Here is a 19,783-nt window from a genome sequence, read left to right as displayed (position 1 = left end):
GGGCCGGGATGGGCAAATCGGGCCGTTGTTCCTGGTCGGCGATCCGAAGCAAGCGATCTACAGCTTCCGTGCAGCCGATTTGCACACCTACCTGGCTGCCCGATACGCAGCGACGGCGCGTTATACGCTGGCGGTCAACCAGCGCTCGACGGGGCCGCTCGTAGAAGCGTGCAATCGCATCTTCAGCGCCAATGCGCATGCGTTCGTGCTCGACGGGCTCGACTACACGCCCGTGCGGGCCGCCGGGCGCGCACGCGCACCGTTCGTCGATCGCGATGATCCCGCGGGCGCGGACGGCGCGTTGCGCGTCTGGATGTTGCCGTCGGGCGAAGCTGTGCTGCTCAAGCGCGATGCGCAGCGGCAGGCCGCCGAAGCCTGCGCGGCCGAGATCGTGCGGTTGCTGCGCGGCGCGCGTGAGGGCGCGGTGAAGCTTGGCGACGCCGCGCTGGCGCCGGCAGATATCGCCGTGCTCGTACGCACGCACAAGCAGGGCAGCCTGATGAAGCGCGTGCTGGCGGCGTGGGGCGTCGGCAGCGTCGAACTCGCGCAGTCCTCGGTGTTCGCGACGCTCGACGCGGAGCAGCTCGAACGCGTGATGGCGGCCGTCGAGGCGCCGGGCGACCTGCGCCGGCTGCGCGCCGCGCTGGCGGCCGATTGGTTCGGTCTGGACGCGCATGCGCTGGCGCGGCTCGCGCAGCTCGCCGATGCACCCGCGCAGGCGCATGCCGACGAGGCGACGGCCTGGGTCGAGCGGTTTTCCCGCTACCGGTCGCTCTGGCTCGACCGCGGTTTCGCGGCGATGTGGCGCGCGATGATGCGCGAACTGGCCATCGGCGAGCGTCTCATCGCGGGGCGCGACGGCGAGCGGCGGCTGACGGACGTCAATCATCTGGCCGAATTGGCCTCGGCGCGTGCCGCCATGCATCCGGGCATCGCGCCGACGCTGCGTTGGCTCGCCGCCGAGCGCGGGCGCGGCGGCGGCGAAGAGGCGCAACTGCGGCTCGAATCGGACCGTGATCTCGTGCAGATCGTCACCGTGCATAAATCGAAGGGGCTCGAGTACGCGGTCGTGTTTTGTCCGTTTCTCGGCGACGGCGCGCGCATGATCGGCACGGGCACCGGCTTGCCCGATGCGCGCGAATACCACGACGACGCCCGCGCGGTGCTCCACTACGGTTGCGAGGGCAGCGAAGCCGAACGGGCCGAACGTGAAGCCGCGCGCGAGGAGGCGGCCGAGCGCGCGCGCCTCGTCTATGTCGCGCTCACGCGCGCGGTCCACCGTTGCTACCTTGTCGCGGGCGTTTATCTGTCGTCGCGCTCGACGAAGGAGTCGCGTCGCAGCGTGCTGAACTGGCTGGTCGCGGGCGACGATCGTCCGTTCGAGGCATGGTTCGACGATCCGCCCGACGACGCGGCGCTCGACGCGGCGTGGACGGCGCTGGCCGACGGGCCGATCACGCTCGCGCCTTTGCCGGCCCCGCAGCGACGTGTCGCCCTCGCGCGCGAGGCGGGATCGGGTCGACGTTTCGTGGCGAGGACCTTGCGGCGCGAGTTGAAGGAAAGCTGGCGCATCGCCAGCTTCAGCTCGCTCGCCGCGGCCGTGCAGCATGCGCACGAGAGCGTCGACGACGAACCGAGGCCCGATCACGACGCGCTGGCCGCGGGCCGGCAGGAGGTGCGCGAGGCCGAGGCGGATTGGGAGCCGGTACCCGTACCGGCGCTGTCGGCGCCCACGCAGACGCAATTGCTGGCCGATCACGATATCCTCGCGTTCCCGCGCGGGGCGGCGGCCGGCGAGTGCCTGCATCGAATGTTCGAGTTGGCCGATTTTTCCGCGCCTGCGACGTGGCCCGCCGCGATCGAGCGGGCGCTCGTCGAACGGCCCGTCGCGGCAGACCCCGACACGGCCGCACGGCTGCCGGCGATGATGATGCGGCTGATGGCGGACGTGACGGCGACGGAACTTGCGCCGGGTTTCACGCTGAGTTCGCTGACTGCCGCGCGTCGTTTGACCGAATGGCCGTTTTTGTTTGCGTCGCCGGCGCTCGATCTACATGCGCTCAGAGCACTGCTGACGCGTCACGGATACCCGGACGTATTGTTCGAGGCGTCGTTTCTCGCCGGCTTCGTCAAAGGCTTCGTCGATATGGTGGTCGAGCACGACGGCCGTTTCTGGATCATCGATTGGAAGTCGAATTACCTTGGCGCAAGTCCGTCCGATTACGGCGCCGCTGCGCTCGAGATTGCGATGGCGCATCATGCCTACCATCTGCAGGCGCTGCTCTATACCGTGGCGCTGCACCGTTATTTGAAAGCGCGCTTGCCGCGCTACCACTACGACACGCACATCGGCGGCTACATGTATCTGTTCGTGCGCGGCGTGCGTCCGGCATGGCGGGACGGGGGGGCGCCGGCAGGCGTCGTCCTGCGTCAGCCTGCGCGCGAATTGATCGAAGCGCTCGACGAGTCGATGCGCGGGGAGCACGCGTCATGATCGCCGTGACCGCCATGCCCCTCACGACCGCCGACAGCGAAGGGAGCGGTCGATGAGTGCAATACCCAGACCCCCTAAGCCGGCCCCGACGGGCGAGCGCGGCGAATTCGGTACGGCGCTCGCCGAAGGGTTCGCGCGCCGCCTCGGCGCGTTGGCGGCACGCCTGGGCGCGAGCCCCGCGGCGGTGCTGTGGGTGCGCCGGTCCGCGTTCGCAGTCAGTCGCGCAACGAGCGCGGGCCATGTTTGCCTCTCGCTCGAACGCCTCGCCAAGCGGTACGGCGAGCCGCTCGATGCGGTAAAGGCTGCGTTGCAGGGCAGCGGCGTGGTCTCGGACGGCCGGCAGGATGCAGCCGGGCTGCGGCCGCTCGTCCTCGATGCCGGCGGCCGGCTCTACCTCGCGCGCTACTACGAAGATGAGCGGCGCCTCGCGGCCGCGGTGGTCGCCCATGCGTCGAGGTGCGGGGCCGCGGGCGCGAACGGCATGCAGGTCGCCGACGACGTCCATCCCGACCCCAGCCCCAGCCCCGGGAACGCGACTGCGCTCGAGAGCGAGACGCTGGCCGCCCGCCTCACGCGTTTTTTCGGGCCGCCCGATCCGAGCGAAGTCGATTGGCAGCGGGCATGCGCGGCATTGTCGTTATCGGGCCGGCTGACGGTTGTGAGCGGCGGACCCGGCACGGGCAAGACGACGACCGTCGTGGGCATGCTCGCCTGTCTGATCGACGCGCAGCCGTCGTTGACCATCGCGCTGGCCGCGCCAACGGGCAAAGCGGCGCAGCGGATGCAGGAGGCGCTGCTTGCCCGCGCTTCGAGCTTGCCCGCGCAGATCGCCGACAGGCTGCCGCGCACGTCGCAGACGCTGCATCGCTTGCTTGGCTTGGGGCACGGCGTGCGGGCGCGGTACGGGCGCGACAATCCGCTGCCGTACGACGTGATCGTGGTCGACGAGGCATCGATGATCGACCTGACCCTGGCCACGCAGCTGTTCGATGCGCTGGCGCCGCAGACGCGACTGGTATTGCTCGGCGACAAGGACCAGCTGGCGGCCGTCGAAGCGGGTGCCGTATTCGCCGAACTCAGTGCACGCCCGGCGTTCAGCGCACAGGGCGTCGCTCGCATTTCCGAGGCGACGGGCGTCGATGAAGCACGTGTGCGCGCTGCGCTGCCGCGCCTGTCACAGGGACAGGCGCAAGAAGACGGGGCGGGGCGTGCCGATGCGCCCGAGTGGGACGTTCTGACGGGCGAAGATGGTCTCGATTTGTTCGAAGCACTCGATGCACTCGACGATGCCTGGGCCTGGACGGGACTTGACGAACCCGATGTCGCTTACGCGGGCGACGGCGTCGAGCCGATGGAAGCGCACAGCCTCGCGGCCGAGGGGCCGGCGCAGTCTGCCGCCGGGCGTGCCGCAGTCCCTGCGGCGCAAGTGGGCGTACATCGACAAGACATCCCGCTCGTCGATTGCGTCGTCTGGCTCGAGCGCAACTATCGCTTCGGCCTCGACTCGGCGATCGGACGGTTATCGGTCGCGATCCGGCGTGGCGATGTGCAGGCGGCGTTCGACTCGTTGGGTGTGCGGCCGAACGCTTCGGCGCAGAGCGACCTGTTCGATGGATCGGACGGCGACGGCGGCGCCGCAGCGTGGCGCGCGATCCCGGCCCGGCTCGACGAAGACGACGGCCCCGTGTTGCGCGCAAGCACGCTGCAGATGTTGGCGCACGGTTTCGCCCCGTATGTCCAAGCGCTGAGCGCCGCGCTGGCTGCTGCGGAGCCCGACTGCGCGCCGCTGTTCGATGCATTGAACGCTTTTCGCATTCTCTGCGCGACGCGGCTCGGCGCGCGCGGCGTGCAGGCGCTCAACGCGCAGATCGCCGACCATGTGCGCCGCGCTGCGCGCACGCCGCTCGCCGTCGGTACGAACTGGTTTGCGGGCCGCGCCGTGATGGTCGCCCGCAACGATTACGCGCTCGGCTTGTTCAACGGTGACATAGGTATCGCATTGCCGACGCGCGAAGGCCCGCTGCGCGTGTACTTCCGCACCGCCGACGGCGGCGTGCGGGCCGTTGCGCCTGCGGCGCTGCCGCCGCACGATACGGCCTTCGCCCTGACGGTTCATAAATCGCAGGGTTCGGAATTCGATCACGCCGCGCTTGTGTTGCCGGCGTCGGGCAGTCGTGTGCTCACGCGCGAGCTCGTTTATACGGCCGTTACGCGGGCGCGCAAGACGGTGCGCGTGATCGGCGCACGCGATGTGCTGGCTCAGGCGATTGCGGCGCCGACGCGCCGCGATTCCGGCCTGGTCGCACGCATGCAGGAGATGCAAACATGACGCTGCGCTATCACGCGTTACCCGAAGAAGTGGAATTGACGGCCGTCCGCGCGCAAGGGGCTGGCGGACAGAACGTCAATAAAGTATCGAGTGCGATTCATCTGCGCTACGACATCCGCGCATCCTCGTTGCCCGATGCGTTGAAAATGCGGCTGCTGGCGCTCGACGATCGGCGCATCACGCGCGAAGGGGTCGTCGTCATCAAGGCGCAGGAATACCGGACGCAGGAAATGAACCGTGCGGCGGCGCTGGCGCGGCTCGACGAACTGATCGCCAGCGTCAGCGTGACACGCCGGCCCCGGATTCCGACGCGGCCCACGCGGGCCTCGACTGCGCGTCGCCTCGATAGCAAGACGCGTCGTTCGACGGTGAAAGCGGGACGCGCCCGTGTGACCGATTGAACTACCGAATCAGGCATGCTGCGCGGTGCCCGGTCGGGCTCCGGTGCGTTCAACGGTCGTCGGGCGAGGACGTTTCCACATTCGCTACGAAGTCGACGCAGAACACCTCGATCTGCCCATTCGTTTCGACCGTGACGGCTGCCGTGTAGCAGTCCTTGCCTTCGGTCAGCGAATAGTGCGGCCCCATGATGGCGACGCGTCCCGGCGAAGCCAACGCCCGTTTGAAGTAGGCGCGCCGCGACCAATTGCTGGCCGTATCGGGAAACAACGGTGCGAGGCGTGCCGGTCCGGAATGAGGCTTCGATGCGATCGACGGTTGCAGTTGATCGCCCTGTCGGCTAACCACGAACACACGTTGCGCCCAGGGTGCGCGAAACGTCAGCTGCGCGGCGGCCGCGAGACCGCCCGTGGACTTATAAGCGCGCGCACCGCTCAGTACCGCCTCCTCGATGCTCGCGAGCTCGACCGGCGTGCCCGGCGCGCTTGGCGCGCGCGCATGAAAGCGCTGCCACATCGATTCGATACGTGCGGGCGCATCGCTGCTCGCCGAAGCGACCGACGAAGCCGGCTTGCCGAGCCAAAACCCCTGAACGAAATCGACGTCGGCTTCCATCAGCGTCATCAGCTCGTCCTCGGACTCGACGCCTTCGCCAAGCACCATCGTGCCGGCGCGGTGCAGCATCGTCACGAGTTGGGTCGCGAACTGATGATCGGCGCCCGGCGCGGCGATACGGGCGACGAGCGAGCGATCGAGCTTGACGATATCGGGCCGCATGCGCCAGACGCGATCGAAGTTCGAAAAGCCGGTGCCGAAATCGTCGATGGCGATGAGCAGATCGCGCTCGCGCAGCGAATCGACGATGCGTTCGAACTGTGGCTCGTCGGTGCTCGCCTGTTCGATCATTTCGAATACGACGCGATGGTGCGGCAGGCCGAAGTAGTCGCACAGTTCGTCGGTGAACGCGCGGTGACTCGCGCCGACGCGCAGCAATTGCGGCAGCGCGTTGACGAACAGCCAACCGGTTTCCACGTTTTGCTCGGCGAAGTTCGCAAAATGGACGCAGCGCGTGAGACGCTCGAGCGCGAGGGCGGGCCCTGTGGCCTTGGCGCGCGCGAACAGCTGATCGGGTGCGATCAGATGGCCGCTCGCGTTGGTGGCTCGCAGCAGCGCTTCGTAGCCGACGACCCGCTTGTGTGTGATCGAGACGACGGGCTGGAATGCGCTGCGCAGCGTCACGCCCTGATAGACGATGCGCCACCCGGCAGCATCGCGCGCCAGATGCGGCAGGATGCCGGCCAGCGTCAGATCGCGGCGAAACGACATGGCAAGCGAAGCGCGGCCGAGCGACGCGGCCGTGCGCCGCGGGCGTCGTGCCAGACGTGGAAAGAGGTCGTGCCGGCTACGCACGGTGAGCCGTTCGGCAGGAAGCGAACGAAAAGACCTGGCATGTCGAACGGTGTCCATAGGGCGGAAGGGCAGTGTAGCAAAGTGTGGGCTGAGGAAACGCGCCCAGCGTAATGCCGTGCCGACACGGGCCAGCGTGCGGTCGCAGACGATCGGAGCGGGGTGGACGGGCGCGCCGCGCGCCGGAGGTGGGGTGCCGTACGTTGGGCGGCGTGTAACGAAAGCGCGGGCGGGTTTTCCCGGGCGAGACAGGCGCCCGGGGAAGAGGGAAAGGGAGCGGGAAAGAGCTGCGGGTGCTTCAGGCGTGCCGCTGCCGCAGGCCGGGAATGCGTTTGATGACGCCGGTGGCCAGCGCCGTCCCGACCAGGACGATCGCGCAACCTTCGATCATGCCGCTGCTCACTTGCTCGTTGAGGAACAGGGCGCCCCAGAGAATGCCGAACACGGGGATCACGAAGGTGACGGTGATCGCGCGCGCAGGACCGGCGACGTTGATGAGGTGAAAGAAGATCAGGTAGGCCACACCGGTGCACGCCACGCCAAGACTCAGCACGGCGCCCCACGCTTGCAGCGAGATCGGGCCCGTCGGCCAGGTGGCGATCGCGAACGGCAGCAACGCAATGCTCCCGCCGATCATGCTGCCGGTGGCGATCGTCAACGAATCGACGCCGGTCAGATGCCGTTTCGTGTAGTTCGCAGCGATGCCGTAGAGCAGCGCGGCGCCGGTCGCGGCCAGCGCCGCGAGCGCCGTGGCCCCGGCGGAAGGCGCAAGGGAGCCGTGCGGCGCGGCGATCTGCCCCCAGACGAGCGAGACGACGCCGCCGAAACCGATGAGCATGCCGAGCGTGCGCAGCGCCGTGAGTCGATCCTTGAGCCAGATGTAGGCGACGAGCGCCCCCCAAAGCGGCGTGGTGGCGTTGATGACGGATGTCAGGCCCGCCGACAGCGTCAGTTCGGCGAACGCGAACAGGCAGAACGGCGCGGCCGAATTGAGCACGCCCACGACGAACAGCGGCACGGCGCGCGAGCGCAGCGTCTCGAACGAAGTACGGGGGGTGCCGCGCAGCGCAAGGATGACGACGAGCACGGCGGCGCCGATCGACACGCGCAAAGCCATGAGCGGAGCGACGCCCAGATCGACCACCCCTACGCGAATGAATAGGAACGATGCGCCCCAGAGGGCGGCGAGCACGAGCAACTGCACGATGTGGCTGGGTTTCATAAACGTCTCGAGGCTTGTTGGATTTATCGTTGCATAACCGAAACGCATGGTATCACCGGGTCTGCCGTCGATATTTCAGCGCGAGATGAAACGGCAAGAATCGACAATCAATAACGAAAAGCGGCGATAAGCGGCGACAACCTCCAACAGGCGACCCACCCCGTCCAATTTCCGAAAAGCAAAAAAGGGCGCAGTCCACGTTCGCTTCGAACGGAACTGCGCCCCTTTGCGATGAGCCGCGGCAGGCGCTTGGCCCTGCGCGGCTATCGTTGGTGCTGCCTACTGACGCTGATAGATCTGCGACCCGCTCTTGACGAATTCGACAGCCTTTTCCTCCATGCCCTTCTTCAGCGCGGTTTCGTCGGACAAGCCCTGCGCGGCGGCGAAATCGCGCACGTCCTGCGTGATCTTCATCGAACAGAAGTGGGGCCCGCACATCGAGCAGAAGTGGGCGACCTTTGCCGAATCCTTGGGCAACGTCTCGTCGTGGAATTCGCGCGCCTTGTCAGGGTCGAGACCGAGATTGAACTGATCCTCCCAACGGAATTCGAAGCGCGCCTTCGACAAGGCGTTGTCGCGCACCTGCGCGCCCGGATGCCCCTTGGCCAGATCGGCCGCGTGCGCCGCGAGCTTGTAGGTGATGATGCCTTCCTTGACGTCATCCTTGTTCGGCAGGCCGAGGTGTTCCTTCGGCGTGACGTAGCAGAGCATGGCCGTGCCGAACCAGCCAATCATCGCCGCGCCGATGCCGGACGTGATGTGGTCGTAGCCCGGCGCGATATCCGTCGTCAGCGGTCCGAGCGTATAGAACGGCGCTTCGTCGCACCATTGCAGCTGTAGATCCATGTTCTCTTTGATGAGCTGCATCGGCACATGGCCCGGGCCTTCGATCATCACCTGCACGTCGTGCTTCCACGCCGTTTGCGTGAGTTCGCCGAGCGTCTTCAATTCGCCGAGCTGCGCTTCGTCATTGGCGTCGTAGATCGAGCCGGGGCGCAAGCCGTCGCCGAGCGAGAAGCTGACGTCGTAGGCCTTCATGATTTCGCAGATTTCCTCGAAGTGTTCGTAGAGGAAGCTCTCCTTGTGATGCGCGAGGCACCACTTGGCCATGATCGAGCCGCCGCGCGAGACGATGCCCGTCATCCGGTTGGCCGTCAGCGGCACGTAGCGCAGCAGCACGCCCGCATGGATCGTGAAGTAGTCGACGCCTTGTTCGGCTTGCTCGATGAGCGTGTCGCGGAAGATTTCCCACGTCAGGTCCTCGGCCTTGCCGTTGACCTTTTCGAGCGCCTGATAGATCGGCACCGTCCCGATCGGCACGGGGCTGTTGCGGATGATCCACTCGCGCGTCTCGTGGATATGCTTGCCCGTCGACAAATCCATGACCGTGTCGCCGCCCCAGCGGATGGCCCACGTCATTTTGTCGACTTCCTCGCCGATCGACGACGTCACGGCCGAGTTGCCGATATTCGCGTTGATCTTCACGAGGAAATTACGGCCGATGATCATCGGCTCGCTTTCGGGGTGATTGATGTTGGCCGGAATGATCGCGCGGCCGCGCGCCACTTCCTCGCGCACGAACTCGGGCGTGATTTCGCGCGCGGCGTTCGCGCCGAATGCGGCCGCCCCGAACGCCTGGCCCGGGTGTTGACGGCCCATCATGTCGGCGAGCTTGGCGCCGTTCGGGCCGCTGGCGCGCAGGCTCTCGAGATATTCGGCGCGGCGCTGATTCTCGCGAATCGCGATGAATTCCATTTCCGGCGTGATGATGCCGCGGCGCGCGTAGTGCATTTGCGTGACGTTCGCGCCAGCCTTGGCACGACGCGGCGTGCGGTGCAGGCCGGGAAAGCGCAAGGAGGCCGTGGCCGCATCGGCCGCACGCTCGCGGCCGTATTGGCTCGTGAGTCCCTCCAGCGCCTGCGTGTCGCCGCGCTCTTCGATCCAGCTTTGACGCAGCGCGGGCAGGCCGGAACGAATGTCGATCGTGGCCTGCGGGTCCGTATAGGGGCCCGACGTATCGTAGACGTAGATGGGCGGATTCTTTTCGCCGCCGAAGCCCGTGGGTGTATCGGCTTGCGTGATTTCGCGCATCGGCACGCGGATATCGGGGCGCGAGCCCGTCACGTAGATCTTCTGTGAATTCGGCAGCGGAGCGACGGCGGCAGCGTCGACGCGTGCTTCGGAGGAAATGAATTTCGGGTTGGCACTCATGCGATTCTCCTGACTTAGGGCGCTAATGCAGGAGACGAGAGGGCGGATGAGAGTGATGCGCAGGGCGGCAAAGCCCCTACGCTTCCCTGCGCTGGCATTATCCAGATCAGGTTCAAAGGGTATTTCTCACCCGCGCGTACCGAGTGCGACGGTACGACGCAGGACCCCCGCGTTAGCATCGCAGAAGATACACGGGCGGCCCGGCTTTGGCAACCGGCTACGCCGCAGCCTTGGAAACGCGCGTCGACGGGGTCTACACCGATGCGCGAGGCGTCAAGGGGATGGCGGCGCGTCCGCGCGCCAAGTGTGGCGTGGCCGTTTCAGCGGCGCTTTACGGGCTGCGCCGTTGCATAATGGCGACGTTCGCATGCCGCTGCGCCTGCGCTCAACTCATTCTCGAAGTTCCGAAGCCTGCCGACATCCATGCCGCTTCGCATCGCCCGTCCCGACCATGCAGCGTTGTGCCACCCGCGTCTCGCGCCGCGCCGCCTTTTTCGCGTGGCCGTGCGCCGGTCCGGACTGCGTCGAGGCGGCGCTTGATGCCGCGCTTGATGCCGCGCGCGCTGCCCGGCCTGCTCACGCGCGTTCGGCCGCCACGTACCCAGGGCGGCCGCGTCGCTCTCGCGCTGGCCGTCGTCTATCTGGCATGGGGTTCGGCCTATCTGGCCGTGCACGTCGCGCTCCAATCGTTTCCGCCCCTGTTGCTGTCGGGTTTGCGCAATCTGATCGCAGGCATCGGCCTGTTTTTCGTCGCCGGCCGACGCGCGAGCGTGTGGCCCACGCTGGTTCAAACGCGCAATGCCGGCATCGTCGGCACGATGCTGGTCGGATTCTCGAGCGGTCTGCTCGCGTTTGGCATGCGTACAGTTGGGACGGGCACGGCGGCCGTGATGGTTGCCACGGTGCCGTTGTTCGCGACGATCATCTCGGCCATCGCAGGTCGGCCGATCGCAAAGGGCGAGTGGGTCGCCGTTGCGCTCGGCCTTGCCGGCATCTTCATCCTCAATCGCGGCGACGCTTCGAGTTCGTCGACGAGCGGCAGCATCGTCATTCTTTGCGCGGCGCTGTTCTGGGCCGGGGGAGCGCACCTTGCAAGCCGGCTCGCGCTGCCCGCCGATCTGTTTTTGTCGACTGCGCTGCAGATCGGGCTGGGCGGCGCGATCTCGACACTGATTGCGGTCGCCGGCGGCGAGCGCGTCGCGGCGCTCGGCTTCGGCCCGTTGTTTGCCTTCGTGTATCTGATGTTGGTGGCGACGATGGCTGCCTATGTCGCCTACGGCTTTTTGATTCGGCATACGAGCCCGATCGTGGCGAGCAGCTGCATGTACGTCAATCCGATCGTAGCCGTTGCGTTGGGTGCCCTGACGCTCGGCGAGCCGGTGACAGGTTCGACGCTCGTCGCAACGGGCGTCATTCTCGTGAGCGTCGCCTTGTCTTTCTGGTTCGATCGACGGCGCGCAGTCTGACGGGCCGGCCGATGCGCTTCACAGCCTCGCTTCACAGCTTCGCCGCCAGTTCCGCCCCTTCTTTGATCGCGCGCTCCGCGTCGAGCTCGCTGGCGAGCGCGGCGCCGCCGATTACATGAAAGCGCGGGCCATGTCCGCCGCCCGCCGCAGGCACGAGATCGCGCAGCGATTCCTGGCCCGCGCACACGACGATCGTTTCGACATCGAGCCATTGTTGCCGGCCGTTGCGCTCGATCTTGAGCCCGCGCGGCCCGATCTCGAGATACGAAACGCCGTCGAGCATCGCAACGCCGTGGCGTGCAAGCGTCGCCCGATGAACCCACCCCGACGTTTTGCCCAAGCCGGCGCCGAGCTTGCCCTTCTTACGCTGAAGCAGCCAGATCTGACGTGCCGGCTCGGGTGTGCGGCGTGCCGGTGCGAGTCCGCCCGGCTCGCTCACATTCAGATCGACGCCCCATTCGGCAAGCCAGGCGTCGCGCGGCTGCGGCAGTGCATCGCCCGCGCGATGCAAGAGAAATTCGCTGACGTCGAAGCCGATGCCACCCGCGCCGATAACGGCGACGGCGCGGCCGACGGGCGCTCCTTGCAATACGTCGACGTAAGAAAGCACGTTCGCGCCGTCGATGCCGGGGATCGACAGCCGGCGCGGCACGATGCCGGTTGCGACGATGATCTCGTCGTAGCCACCCTGGGTAAGCTGCGTGGTGTCGACGCGCGTGCCGAGCCGCACCTCGACGCCGTGCTTGCGCAGTTGCGAATCGAAGTAGCGTAGCGTTTCGGCGAATTCCTCTTTGCCCGGGATGCGCTTGGCCAGATTGAATTGGCCGCCGATCGTCGCGTTCGCGTCGAACAGCGTGACGCGATGTCCGCGCGAGGCCGCCACGCAGGCGGCTGACAGGCCGGCCGGCCCGGCGCCGACAACGGCGAGCGAAAGCGGACGGCCCGTGGGCCGATAGACGAGTTGCGTCTCGCGCGCGGCGCGCGGATTGACGAGGCAACTCGCGCGCTCGTTGCGAAATGTGTGGTCGAGGCAGGCCTGATTGCAGGCGATGCAGGTGTTGATCTCATCGGCACGGCCTTCGCTGGCTTTGACGACGAACTGCGGATCGGCCAAGAGCGGCCGCGCCATCGAGACGAGATCGGCGCTGCCCTCGGCGATCAGCGAATCGGCCAACTCGGGCGTATTGATCCGGTTCGATGCAATCACGGGCACCGTCAGCGCTGCGCGCAATCGGGAAGTCAGCGGCGCGAACGCGGCGCGCGGGACCGACGTCACAATGGTGGGCACGCGCGCTTCGTGCCAGCCGATGCCGGTGTTCATCAATGAGACGCCCGCGGCTTCGAGTGCACGCGCAACCTGTATCGTTTCGTCCCAGGTATTGCCGCCTTCGACGAGATCGATCAGCGATAGTCGGTAGATGACGATGAACCGTTTGCCGCAGGCTTCGCGCACGCCGCGCACGACCTCGAGCGCGAGGCGCATCCTGTTTTCGAGGCTGCCGCCGTAGCGGTCGGTGCGGCGGTTCGTTCGGCTGCAGAGAAACTGATTGAGCAGATAGCCTTCGCTGCCCATGATTTCGACGCCGTCGTAACCGGCGCGTTGCGCGAGCCGCGCGGTCTTCGCGTAGGCGCGCACTGTGCGTGCGATGCCGGCTTCGGTCAGCGCTTTCGGCGTGAACTTCGAAATCGGCGAGCGGACGTTCGACGCCGACACGACGAACGGATGGTAGCCGTAGCGGCCCGCATGCAGAATCTGCATGGCGATCTTGCCACCTTCTTCGTGGACGGCTCGCGTCAGTCGCCGATGATTGTGCAGATCCAGGACGCTGTTGAGCGTGCCGCCGAACGGCAGCAACCAGCCCTCGCGATTGGGTGAAATGCCGCCCGTGATGATCAATCCGACGCCGCCCCTGGCGCGCTCGCGATAGTACTCGGCCAACGCGGGATAGTGCCAGAACCGATCTTCTAGGCCGGTATGCATCGAGCCCATGACGACGCGGTTCTTGAGCTTCGTGAAGCCGAGGTCCAATTCGGAGAGCAGATGTCGGTAGGGCATGACGGCACGTTGTTTTGAAGTGAGCGCGTGCGAACGATAGTGCGGGCGGCATGCGCCGCGCTGGAGGGTTGTCTCTAATCGATCAGAACCAGCGGTGGCCGCGAGCGGTGACTGCCGGCGCTGCGCTGCGATTCGCCGCGCACCGATCGGTCGGCCGTCGCGACGACGGGGGAGCTTCGGCGCTCGCAGCGCTCAATCGATGAGCGTGCCGTCCGTTTCGTAAAACGGATACGGCCCTTCGCCCTCGTCGACATAAGCGTGATGCGTCACGACGCCTGTTGCGCGATCGTATTGATGCAGTGCGAACGCGGGCGGCTCGAGCCGGAACGCGGGAGGCGCATCCCTGCGCAAATCGAGGGCGACCTGATGCGCGGGCGCAGGTACGGCCGATGCGATCGTTCCGCCAAAGCGCGTGAAAATCGGGCGATGCACGTGGCCGCAAATCACGCGCTCCACATTCGGGTACCGGCTGACGATGGCGGCCAGCCGTTGCGCCGACACAGGATCGAGCCGCTGGCGGTCCATATGGTCGATACCTGACACGAACGGCGGATGATGAAGCGCGAGCACGATCGGCTGGCCCTGCGCCGCGGCGAGTTGTGCGTCGACCCAGGCAAGGCGTGTGTCGCACAGCTTTCCGCCGCTTTCCTGCGGCGTTTGCGAATCGAGTGCGACGAGCCGCAACGGGCCGATTTCGACGGCGTAATGAACGAACTCGCCCCCCGTGCGCAAATAAGCGTGTTCATTGAACACCTCGCGCAGCTCCGCGCGATCGTCGTGATTGCCGACGAGCAAATAGAAAGGCATCGTCAATGGCGCGAGCAGCGGCTTGAGCGCCTCGTACTCGACGAGGCTGCCCATGTCGACGAGATCGCCCGTGATGACAACGGCGTCCGGCTTCGGCTCGATCGCATTCAGGCGAGCGACGCAACGCTCCAGATAGGCCGACGTGTCGACGCGCCGATAGGCGAGCGCGCCGGGGCGCTTGATGTGCAGATCGCTGATCTGTGCCAGTAGCATGTGGGGTTCCTCCTGCTTGCTTGTCGTTGTTGTGTTGTCAAGGAAGCGAAATCAATCCCTCGGGCGCAATCTGGATCCCGACCGCCGCGCCGGGCGCCCATTCGGTACGCCCCGCAACATCGATCACCAGGGTATCGGGCGCCGCGCCGGCCACCGTCACGCGCGTGCGCTCGCCGAGAAACGAGACGGTCTCGACGATGCCGCGCAGGCTCGCGCCTTCCGGGCGGACGAGCCGCGCGTCCTCGGGGCGGAAGAACAACTCCGGGCGTTCTGCCGGCGCGAGGCTCGCGGGGGCTTCTATGTCGCCGCCGACTGTCGAAAGTGCGCTGCCGCGCCATTGTCCGGCCACGCGATTGATCGTGCCGACGAACTGGGCGACGGCGCGATTGGCGGGCCGGTAGTAGATGTCGCGCGGCGTGCCGACCTGTTCGATGCGGCCGGCGCTCATCACGACGATGCGATCGCCCAGCTCCATCGCCTCGGCTTGGTCGTGCGTCACGTAGACCGTCGTGATGCCCAGGCCGCGCAGCAACGTGTTCATCTCGCGCCGCAGCGTATCCCGCAAGCGGGCGTCGAGCGCCGTGAGCGGCTCGTCGAGCAGCAGCACACGGGGCTCGCGAGCGAGTGCGCGGGCGAGCGCGACGCGTTGACGCTGGCCACCGGAGAGCTGATGAATCGGCTTATCGGCATGGGCTTCGAGCCGCATCATCGCGAGCAGTTCGTCGACGCGCTTGCGGGCGATCGTCGCTTCGGTTTTCGCAATCCTGAGCCCATAGCCGACATTGCCACGCACGGTCAGGTTCGGAAACAGCGCATAGCTTTGAAACACCATGCCCACTTGCCGCCGCTCGATCGGCAAGCGTGTGACGTCGTCGTCGCCGAAGCGCACCGTGCCGCCCGTATCGGGCGTTTCGAGGCCCGCGACGATGCGCAGGGTCGTCGTCTTGCCGCAACCGGACGGCCCGAGCAGCACGAGCGTCTCGCCGGCGCCGATCGTCAGATCGAGCGGCTCGAGCACGCGCGTGCCATGGAATGTCTTGGCGCACTGCGTGAGTGCGATGGGGACCGGGGTAAATTTCATTGGCGCATCTGAATCGAAAGGGTTATTCGGCGTGATCGTCGCGCTTGCCCGCGTCACGGCCCGCGGCAGGCGCCACGCGCATGACTTCGCCTTGTCCGCCGCCCAGGCGCTGCATCGCGATCAGAAGCGGCATCGTCATCGCGAAAAACAGAATCGTGTACGCGCTGCCCACTTCGATGCGCAGCGACGCATAGGTATCGGCGAGACCGACCGGCAGCGTCTTCGTTTCGGGCGTATGCAGCATCCAGGTCAGGTTGAATTCCCCGACCGACAGCGTGACGACTGCGAGTGCACCGGCGACGATGCCGGGCCGCAGATTGGGCAGCACGACGGTAAAAAAGCGTTGAGCAAACGTCGCGCCGAGGCTCGCCGCGCCTTCTTCGAGCGTGCGCAAATCGGCGCTGGCCGCGACCGCCGCGACCGCGCGCACCATGAACGGCAACGTAAACACGACGTGGCCGACGACGATGAACGCGATGCTCATCCGAAATGCCGTGAAGCCGCCGTAGACGACGATGAGCGCAAGCGCCGACGCGAGTCCCGGCAGGGCGATCGGCAGCACGAGCAACTCTTCGACGAGGCGGGCCCAGCGCGTCTTGCTGCGCGCAAGCGCATAGGCGGCGGGTACGCCGGTGACGAGCGTGACGACGAGCGTGGCCGCGGCCACTTCGAGCGACAGCAGGACGGACCCGTGATACTGGATCCACACCTGCTCGAGCCAGCGCAGCGTGAGGCCGCTCGAGATGCCGCGAAAATAATTGACCGTCAGTCCCGCCAGCACGGACATGACGACGGGCACGACGAGAAACGCGCACAGCGCGAACGTGACGAGCCATTGGCCGAGCGCGAGCAGATTGCGCGGTGCGAAGCGTGCGGCGAGCAGGGGTATCGGGTGGCGATCGGTTGCGGCCGGGCCGGCGAGTTGATTCATGGCAGCCCTCGCTTCATGCAGTCGCCGCGACGGCGGAGCCGGTCGCGCTGCGAGCGAGCGCGAGCACGAGCCAGGTGACGATGCCGAGGATCACCGACAGCCCTGCGGCGGTGATCATGTTCGCGTTCAACGTGAATTCGGTGTAGATCGTCATCGGCAGAACGTCGATATCGGTGGCCAGCGTAAACGCCGTGCCGAACGCGCCCATGGCGGTCGCGAAGCAGATTGCGCCGGCCGCGACGAGTCCTGGCGCGAGCCCGGGCAGAACGACGTCGCGCATGATTTGCCAAGGCGAAGCGCCCAGCGAGCGGGCCGCTTCTTCGAGCGAGCGATCGAGCTTGGAGGCCGAGGCCATCACAGTGACGATCACGCGCGGAATCGAGAAATACAGATACCCGAGGAAGAGACCCGTCATCGAGTAAGCGAATACCCATCTGTCGCCCGTGAGCTTTTGCGTGAGCGCGCCGATGAGCCCTTGGCGGCCGGCCAACATGATCACCATGAAGCCGACGACGACGCCCGGGAACGCGAGCGGAAACGTCAACAGCGCGACGAGCGTGCGCTTGCCTGCGAATTCGCGTCGCGCGAGCAGCAAACCGGAGATAACCGACAACACGAGCGTGGCGAGCGTGACGGCGGCCGAGAGAGCGACCGTTGCGACGAGGCTGTTCATGTAGCGTGCATTGGTCAGCAGCGCGCGGTAAGTGGTAATGGCGTGACCGTCGGCGCTGACGTTGACGAGGACGCCCATCGGCAGTAGCCAAAAGGCGAAGAAGACGGCGAGCGCCGGCGCGATCAAGACGATGCGCCAGCGTAACGGAAAGGTGATGTCGTGCATGATGATGACCGCCCGGAACTGAGAGAAGCGGCCTGCCGGAAGGCAGCGGGCGTACGCGGGAAGCCGCACGCCCGCGCGGCCCGGGGGCTGCCGGCTCAGCTCAGTGCATGACCTGCAAATATTGTTGACCGAACGCTTGCTGCTTCTCCGCCATCCTGGCGAAGTCGACCGGCTTGGCGCGCGCGTAATCGCTGGCCGGCAGGAACTTTGCCGCGGCTTCCTTGCTCATCGCGCTCGCGCGTACGGGCCGCAGATAAGCATTGGCCCAAATCTTCTGACCCTCGTCGGACAGTACGAAATCGAGCACCTTCTTGCCATTTGCCTCATGCGGTGCGCCCTTGACGAGACTCATGACATAGGGAACCGAAATCGTCCCTTCGCTGGGGATCACGAACTCGACGTTCGCATTGTCCTTGTACTTGGCGCGGTAGGCATCGAAGTCGTAGTCGAGCAGGATCGGGATCTCGCCTGACAACACGCGCGCGTAAGCGGTTTGCTTCGGCACGATCGGCTCGTTGGCCTTGAGTTTCCTGAACCAATCGAGGGCGGGCTGGAAGTTGTCGAACGAACCGCCGAGCGCCTGATTGACGGCGACGGCGCCTGCGTAGCCGACGAACGCGCTGGACGGATCGAGGTATCCGATCGTCCCTTTATATTCAGGCTTGAGCAGATCGGCCCACGACTTCGGCACGGGTTTGCCTTCCAATGCGTCCCTGTTGACAAAAAAGCCGAGCGTGCCCGAATGGATCGCGAACCAGTAACCTTGCGGATCTTTCAGCCCTGCCGGAATGTCATTCCAATGCGCGGGCTTATAAGGCTGAATGACGCCTTTGTCTTTCGCCTGGAACGCTGACGATACGCCGAGATAGACGACATCGGCGACCGGGCTTTTCTGCTCCGCGATCAGTTGCGCGATGGCTTGGCCCGAGTTTTTGTTGTCTGACGGCACATGAATGCCGGTTTTGTCTTGAATCGCCTTCAACTCGCTGGCCCAATCGGCCCACTCGGGCGGGCAGTTATAACAAATAGCCGTCTGTTGGGCATGCGCGGCGGGTGCGAAAGGAGCCGCAAATGCGAGAAGCGCGCCGACGGTATAGCTGAGCCGTGCCAAGCGCGCGCGAAGGCGGGATGAGCGACTTATCACTTAAAGGTCTCCTTGCGGACGAAAAAGGGCGTAATCGGGACGACGTGACGAAACGGCGCCGGCCCTTGCGAGGCCGGCGCACGGGAAAGCAGGTCGCGTTGCTTACGCGACCGGATGCGTGGGCGAGGAAGTCGACGCGCTCGAAAGCGTGGCGACTGTCGCCCCTTGGCGCAGCGTGTGAGGCAGGGTGAGGGACAACGACTCGCCGTCGTCGGCGCCATCGATGCGTGCCATGAGGCGCCGCCAGGCCGCGCAGCCGATCTCCCGGTTGGGCGTGCTGATGCTGGCAAGCGGCGGCGACAGCAGCTCGCCAATGGCGAGCCCGTCAAAGCCCAGGATCGACATGTCTTCGGGCACGCTGAAGCGGGCCCGTCGCAAACCGCGCATGACGACCATCGCGAGCAGGTCGTTACTGCAAAAGAGTGCGGTGGGGCGGGCCGCGCCGGACGTCAGATGGGCAAGCACGGAAGGCGCGAGCTCATCGGCGTTGAAATCGACTTCCAGCGCTGGCATAGGCGTGCATCCGGCCTGACGCATCGCTTCGGAATAACCGCGAAAGCGCAGGCGCGCGCGGTCCGACTCGGCCAGCGTGCCGGCCAGCATCATCACGCGTTCGTGCCCGTGCTCGATCAGCATGCGCACGCCGTCGTAGGCCGCGCGGCGGTTGTCGACCGAAACCGACGGACGCCGTACCGTGTCGTTGTGCATGAGCACGTACAGCTTGCCGTCGCGGTCGAGCTCGTCAAGCAGCGGGTGCGTGTCGGCATCGGCCACCGTCAGGATCAGGCCCTCGACGCGCTGCGCCAGCAAGGTTTCGATCGCATGGCGCTCGCGCGCGGCGTCGTACTGCGTCGTCATCAGCATGAGACGATAGCCTTGCGCTGCCGCGAGTTCGTCGATGCCTTGCAGGCAATCGGCGAACACGGGGTTGGCAAGCGTCGGCAAGACAACGCCGATAAGGCGTGTGCGCTCGCCGCGCAACTGCCGCCCGAGCGGACTCGGACTGAATTGCAGCGCCTCGATGGCTTCCCGGATCTTCGCGAGCGTGACGCGATTGACCGTGTGCGGGGCGTTGATCGCGCGAGACACCGTCGCGATGGAAAAGCCGGCGTAGGCGGCCACATCCTTGATCGTGTGTTTCATCTTTCTGTCAGTCCGGTAGTGCTAGGCCTGGAAACGTTTACG

General features: G+C 66.1%; 14 protein-coding genes and 1 riboswitch. Of the genes, 4 read left to right on the top strand and 10 right to left on the bottom strand.

The annotated features are described in order from the left end of the window. From C0Z19_RS18255 to arfB, 3 genes are all read left to right on the top strand, one after another. Window positions 1-2,494: 3'-5' exonuclease (locus tag C0Z19_RS18255; protein WP_102611247.1), on the top strand; the 2,494-nt coding region annotated here is incomplete at its 5' end. A 52-nt stretch (window positions 2,495-2,546) separates the two neighbouring features. Beyond that, window positions 2,547-4,823, top strand: coding sequence for an AAA family ATPase (locus C0Z19_RS18250; RefSeq protein WP_102611231.1), 2,277 nt, complete (start codon window positions 2,547-2,549; stop codon window positions 4,821-4,823). Continuing rightward, window positions 4,820-5,224, top strand: coding sequence for an alternative ribosome rescue aminoacyl-tRNA hydrolase ArfB (arfB, locus tag C0Z19_RS18245; RefSeq protein ID WP_102611230.1), 405 nt, complete (start codon window positions 4,820-4,822; stop codon window positions 5,222-5,224). The genes C0Z19_RS18250 and arfB overlap by 4 nt, the downstream gene beginning before the upstream one ends. A 49-nt stretch (window positions 5,225-5,273) precedes the next feature. On the opposite strand, the gene C0Z19_RS18240 is transcribed toward arfB, so the two are convergent. The 3 genes from C0Z19_RS18240 to thiC all read right to left on the bottom strand — a co-directional run bounded on the left by C0Z19_RS18240 (window position 5,274) and on the right by thiC (window position 10,062). Further along, window positions 5,274-6,548: an EAL domain-containing protein gene (locus C0Z19_RS18240; protein ID WP_102611246.1), complete on the bottom strand. Its 1,275-nt coding sequence runs from the start codon at window positions 6,546-6,548 to the stop codon at window positions 5,274-5,276. Window positions 6,549-6,927: 379 nt separating this feature from the next. After that, window positions 6,928-7,851, bottom strand: coding sequence for a DMT family transporter (locus tag C0Z19_RS18235; protein ID WP_102611245.1), 924 nt, complete (start codon window positions 7,849-7,851; stop codon window positions 6,928-6,930). Between the two features lie 279 nt (window positions 7,852-8,130). Beyond that, window positions 8,131-10,062 carry a phosphomethylpyrimidine synthase ThiC gene (thiC, locus tag C0Z19_RS18230; protein WP_102611229.1) on the bottom strand — a complete coding sequence of 644 codons (1,932 nt, stop codon included), beginning with the start codon at window positions 10,060-10,062 and terminating at the stop codon, window positions 8,131-8,133. Between the two features lie 65 nt (window positions 10,063-10,127). Then, a riboswitch (TPP riboswitch) is annotated at window positions 10,128-10,241 on the bottom strand. 372 nt (window positions 10,242-10,613) lie between these two features. On the opposite strand from thiC, the gene C0Z19_RS18225 reads away from it, so the two are divergent. Then, the gene (locus C0Z19_RS18225) at window positions 10,614-11,528 is read left to right on the top strand and encodes an EamA family transporter (RefSeq protein ID WP_102611244.1); all 915 of its coding nucleotides are present in this window, start codon (window positions 10,614-10,616) and stop codon (window positions 11,526-11,528) included. Window positions 11,529-11,559: 31 nt separating this feature from the next. Here the strand turns inward: C0Z19_RS18225 and C0Z19_RS18220 are convergent, their stop codons facing one another. The 7 genes from C0Z19_RS18220 to C0Z19_RS18190 all read right to left on the bottom strand — a co-directional run bounded on the left by C0Z19_RS18220 (window position 11,560) and on the right by C0Z19_RS18190 (window position 19,741). Beyond that, window positions 11,560-13,584 carry an NADPH-dependent 2,4-dienoyl-CoA reductase gene (locus C0Z19_RS18220; protein ID WP_102611228.1) on the bottom strand — a complete coding sequence of 675 codons (2,025 nt, stop codon included), beginning with the start codon at window positions 13,582-13,584 and terminating at the stop codon, window positions 11,560-11,562. A gap of 192 nt (window positions 13,585-13,776) precedes the next feature. Beyond that, window positions 13,777-14,604: a phosphodiesterase gene (locus tag C0Z19_RS18215; protein WP_102611227.1), complete on the bottom strand. Its 828-nt coding sequence runs from the start codon at window positions 14,602-14,604 to the stop codon at window positions 13,777-13,779. A gap of 37 nt (window positions 14,605-14,641) precedes the next feature. After that, a complete protein-coding gene (locus tag C0Z19_RS29090) occupies window positions 14,642-15,685 on the bottom strand; it encodes an ABC transporter ATP-binding protein (protein ID WP_102611226.1) in 1,044 nt (347 codons plus the stop codon). Window positions 15,686-15,707: 22 nt separating this feature from the next. After that, window positions 15,708-16,616 carry an ABC transporter permease gene (locus tag C0Z19_RS18205; RefSeq protein ID WP_102611225.1) on the bottom strand — a complete coding sequence of 303 codons (909 nt, stop codon included), beginning with the start codon at window positions 16,614-16,616 and terminating at the stop codon, window positions 15,708-15,710. A gap of 13 nt (window positions 16,617-16,629) precedes the next feature. Then, a complete protein-coding gene (locus C0Z19_RS18200; protein WP_102611224.1) occupies window positions 16,630-17,454 on the bottom strand; it encodes an ABC transporter permease in 825 nt (274 codons plus the stop codon). A gap of 100 nt (window positions 17,455-17,554) precedes the next feature. After that, entirely contained in the window at window positions 17,555-18,598 is a 1,044-nt protein-coding gene (locus C0Z19_RS18195; RefSeq protein ID WP_102611223.1) for an ABC transporter substrate-binding protein, read from the bottom strand. Between the two features lie 102 nt (window positions 18,599-18,700). After that, the gene (locus C0Z19_RS18190) at window positions 18,701-19,741 is read right to left on the bottom strand and encodes a substrate-binding domain-containing protein (protein WP_102611222.1); all 1,041 of its coding nucleotides are present in this window, start codon (window positions 19,739-19,741) and stop codon (window positions 18,701-18,703) included. Between the last annotated feature and the right edge of the window lie 42 nt (window positions 19,742-19,783).

It is taken from the genome of Trinickia soli (assembly GCF_002879855.1).
Taxonomy (GTDB): domain Bacteria; phylum Pseudomonadota; class Gammaproteobacteria; order Burkholderiales; family Burkholderiaceae; genus Trinickia; species Trinickia soli.
The sequence above is the reverse complement of the archived record's forward strand: the minus strand, read 5'-3'. Positions and strand labels throughout refer to the sequence as shown.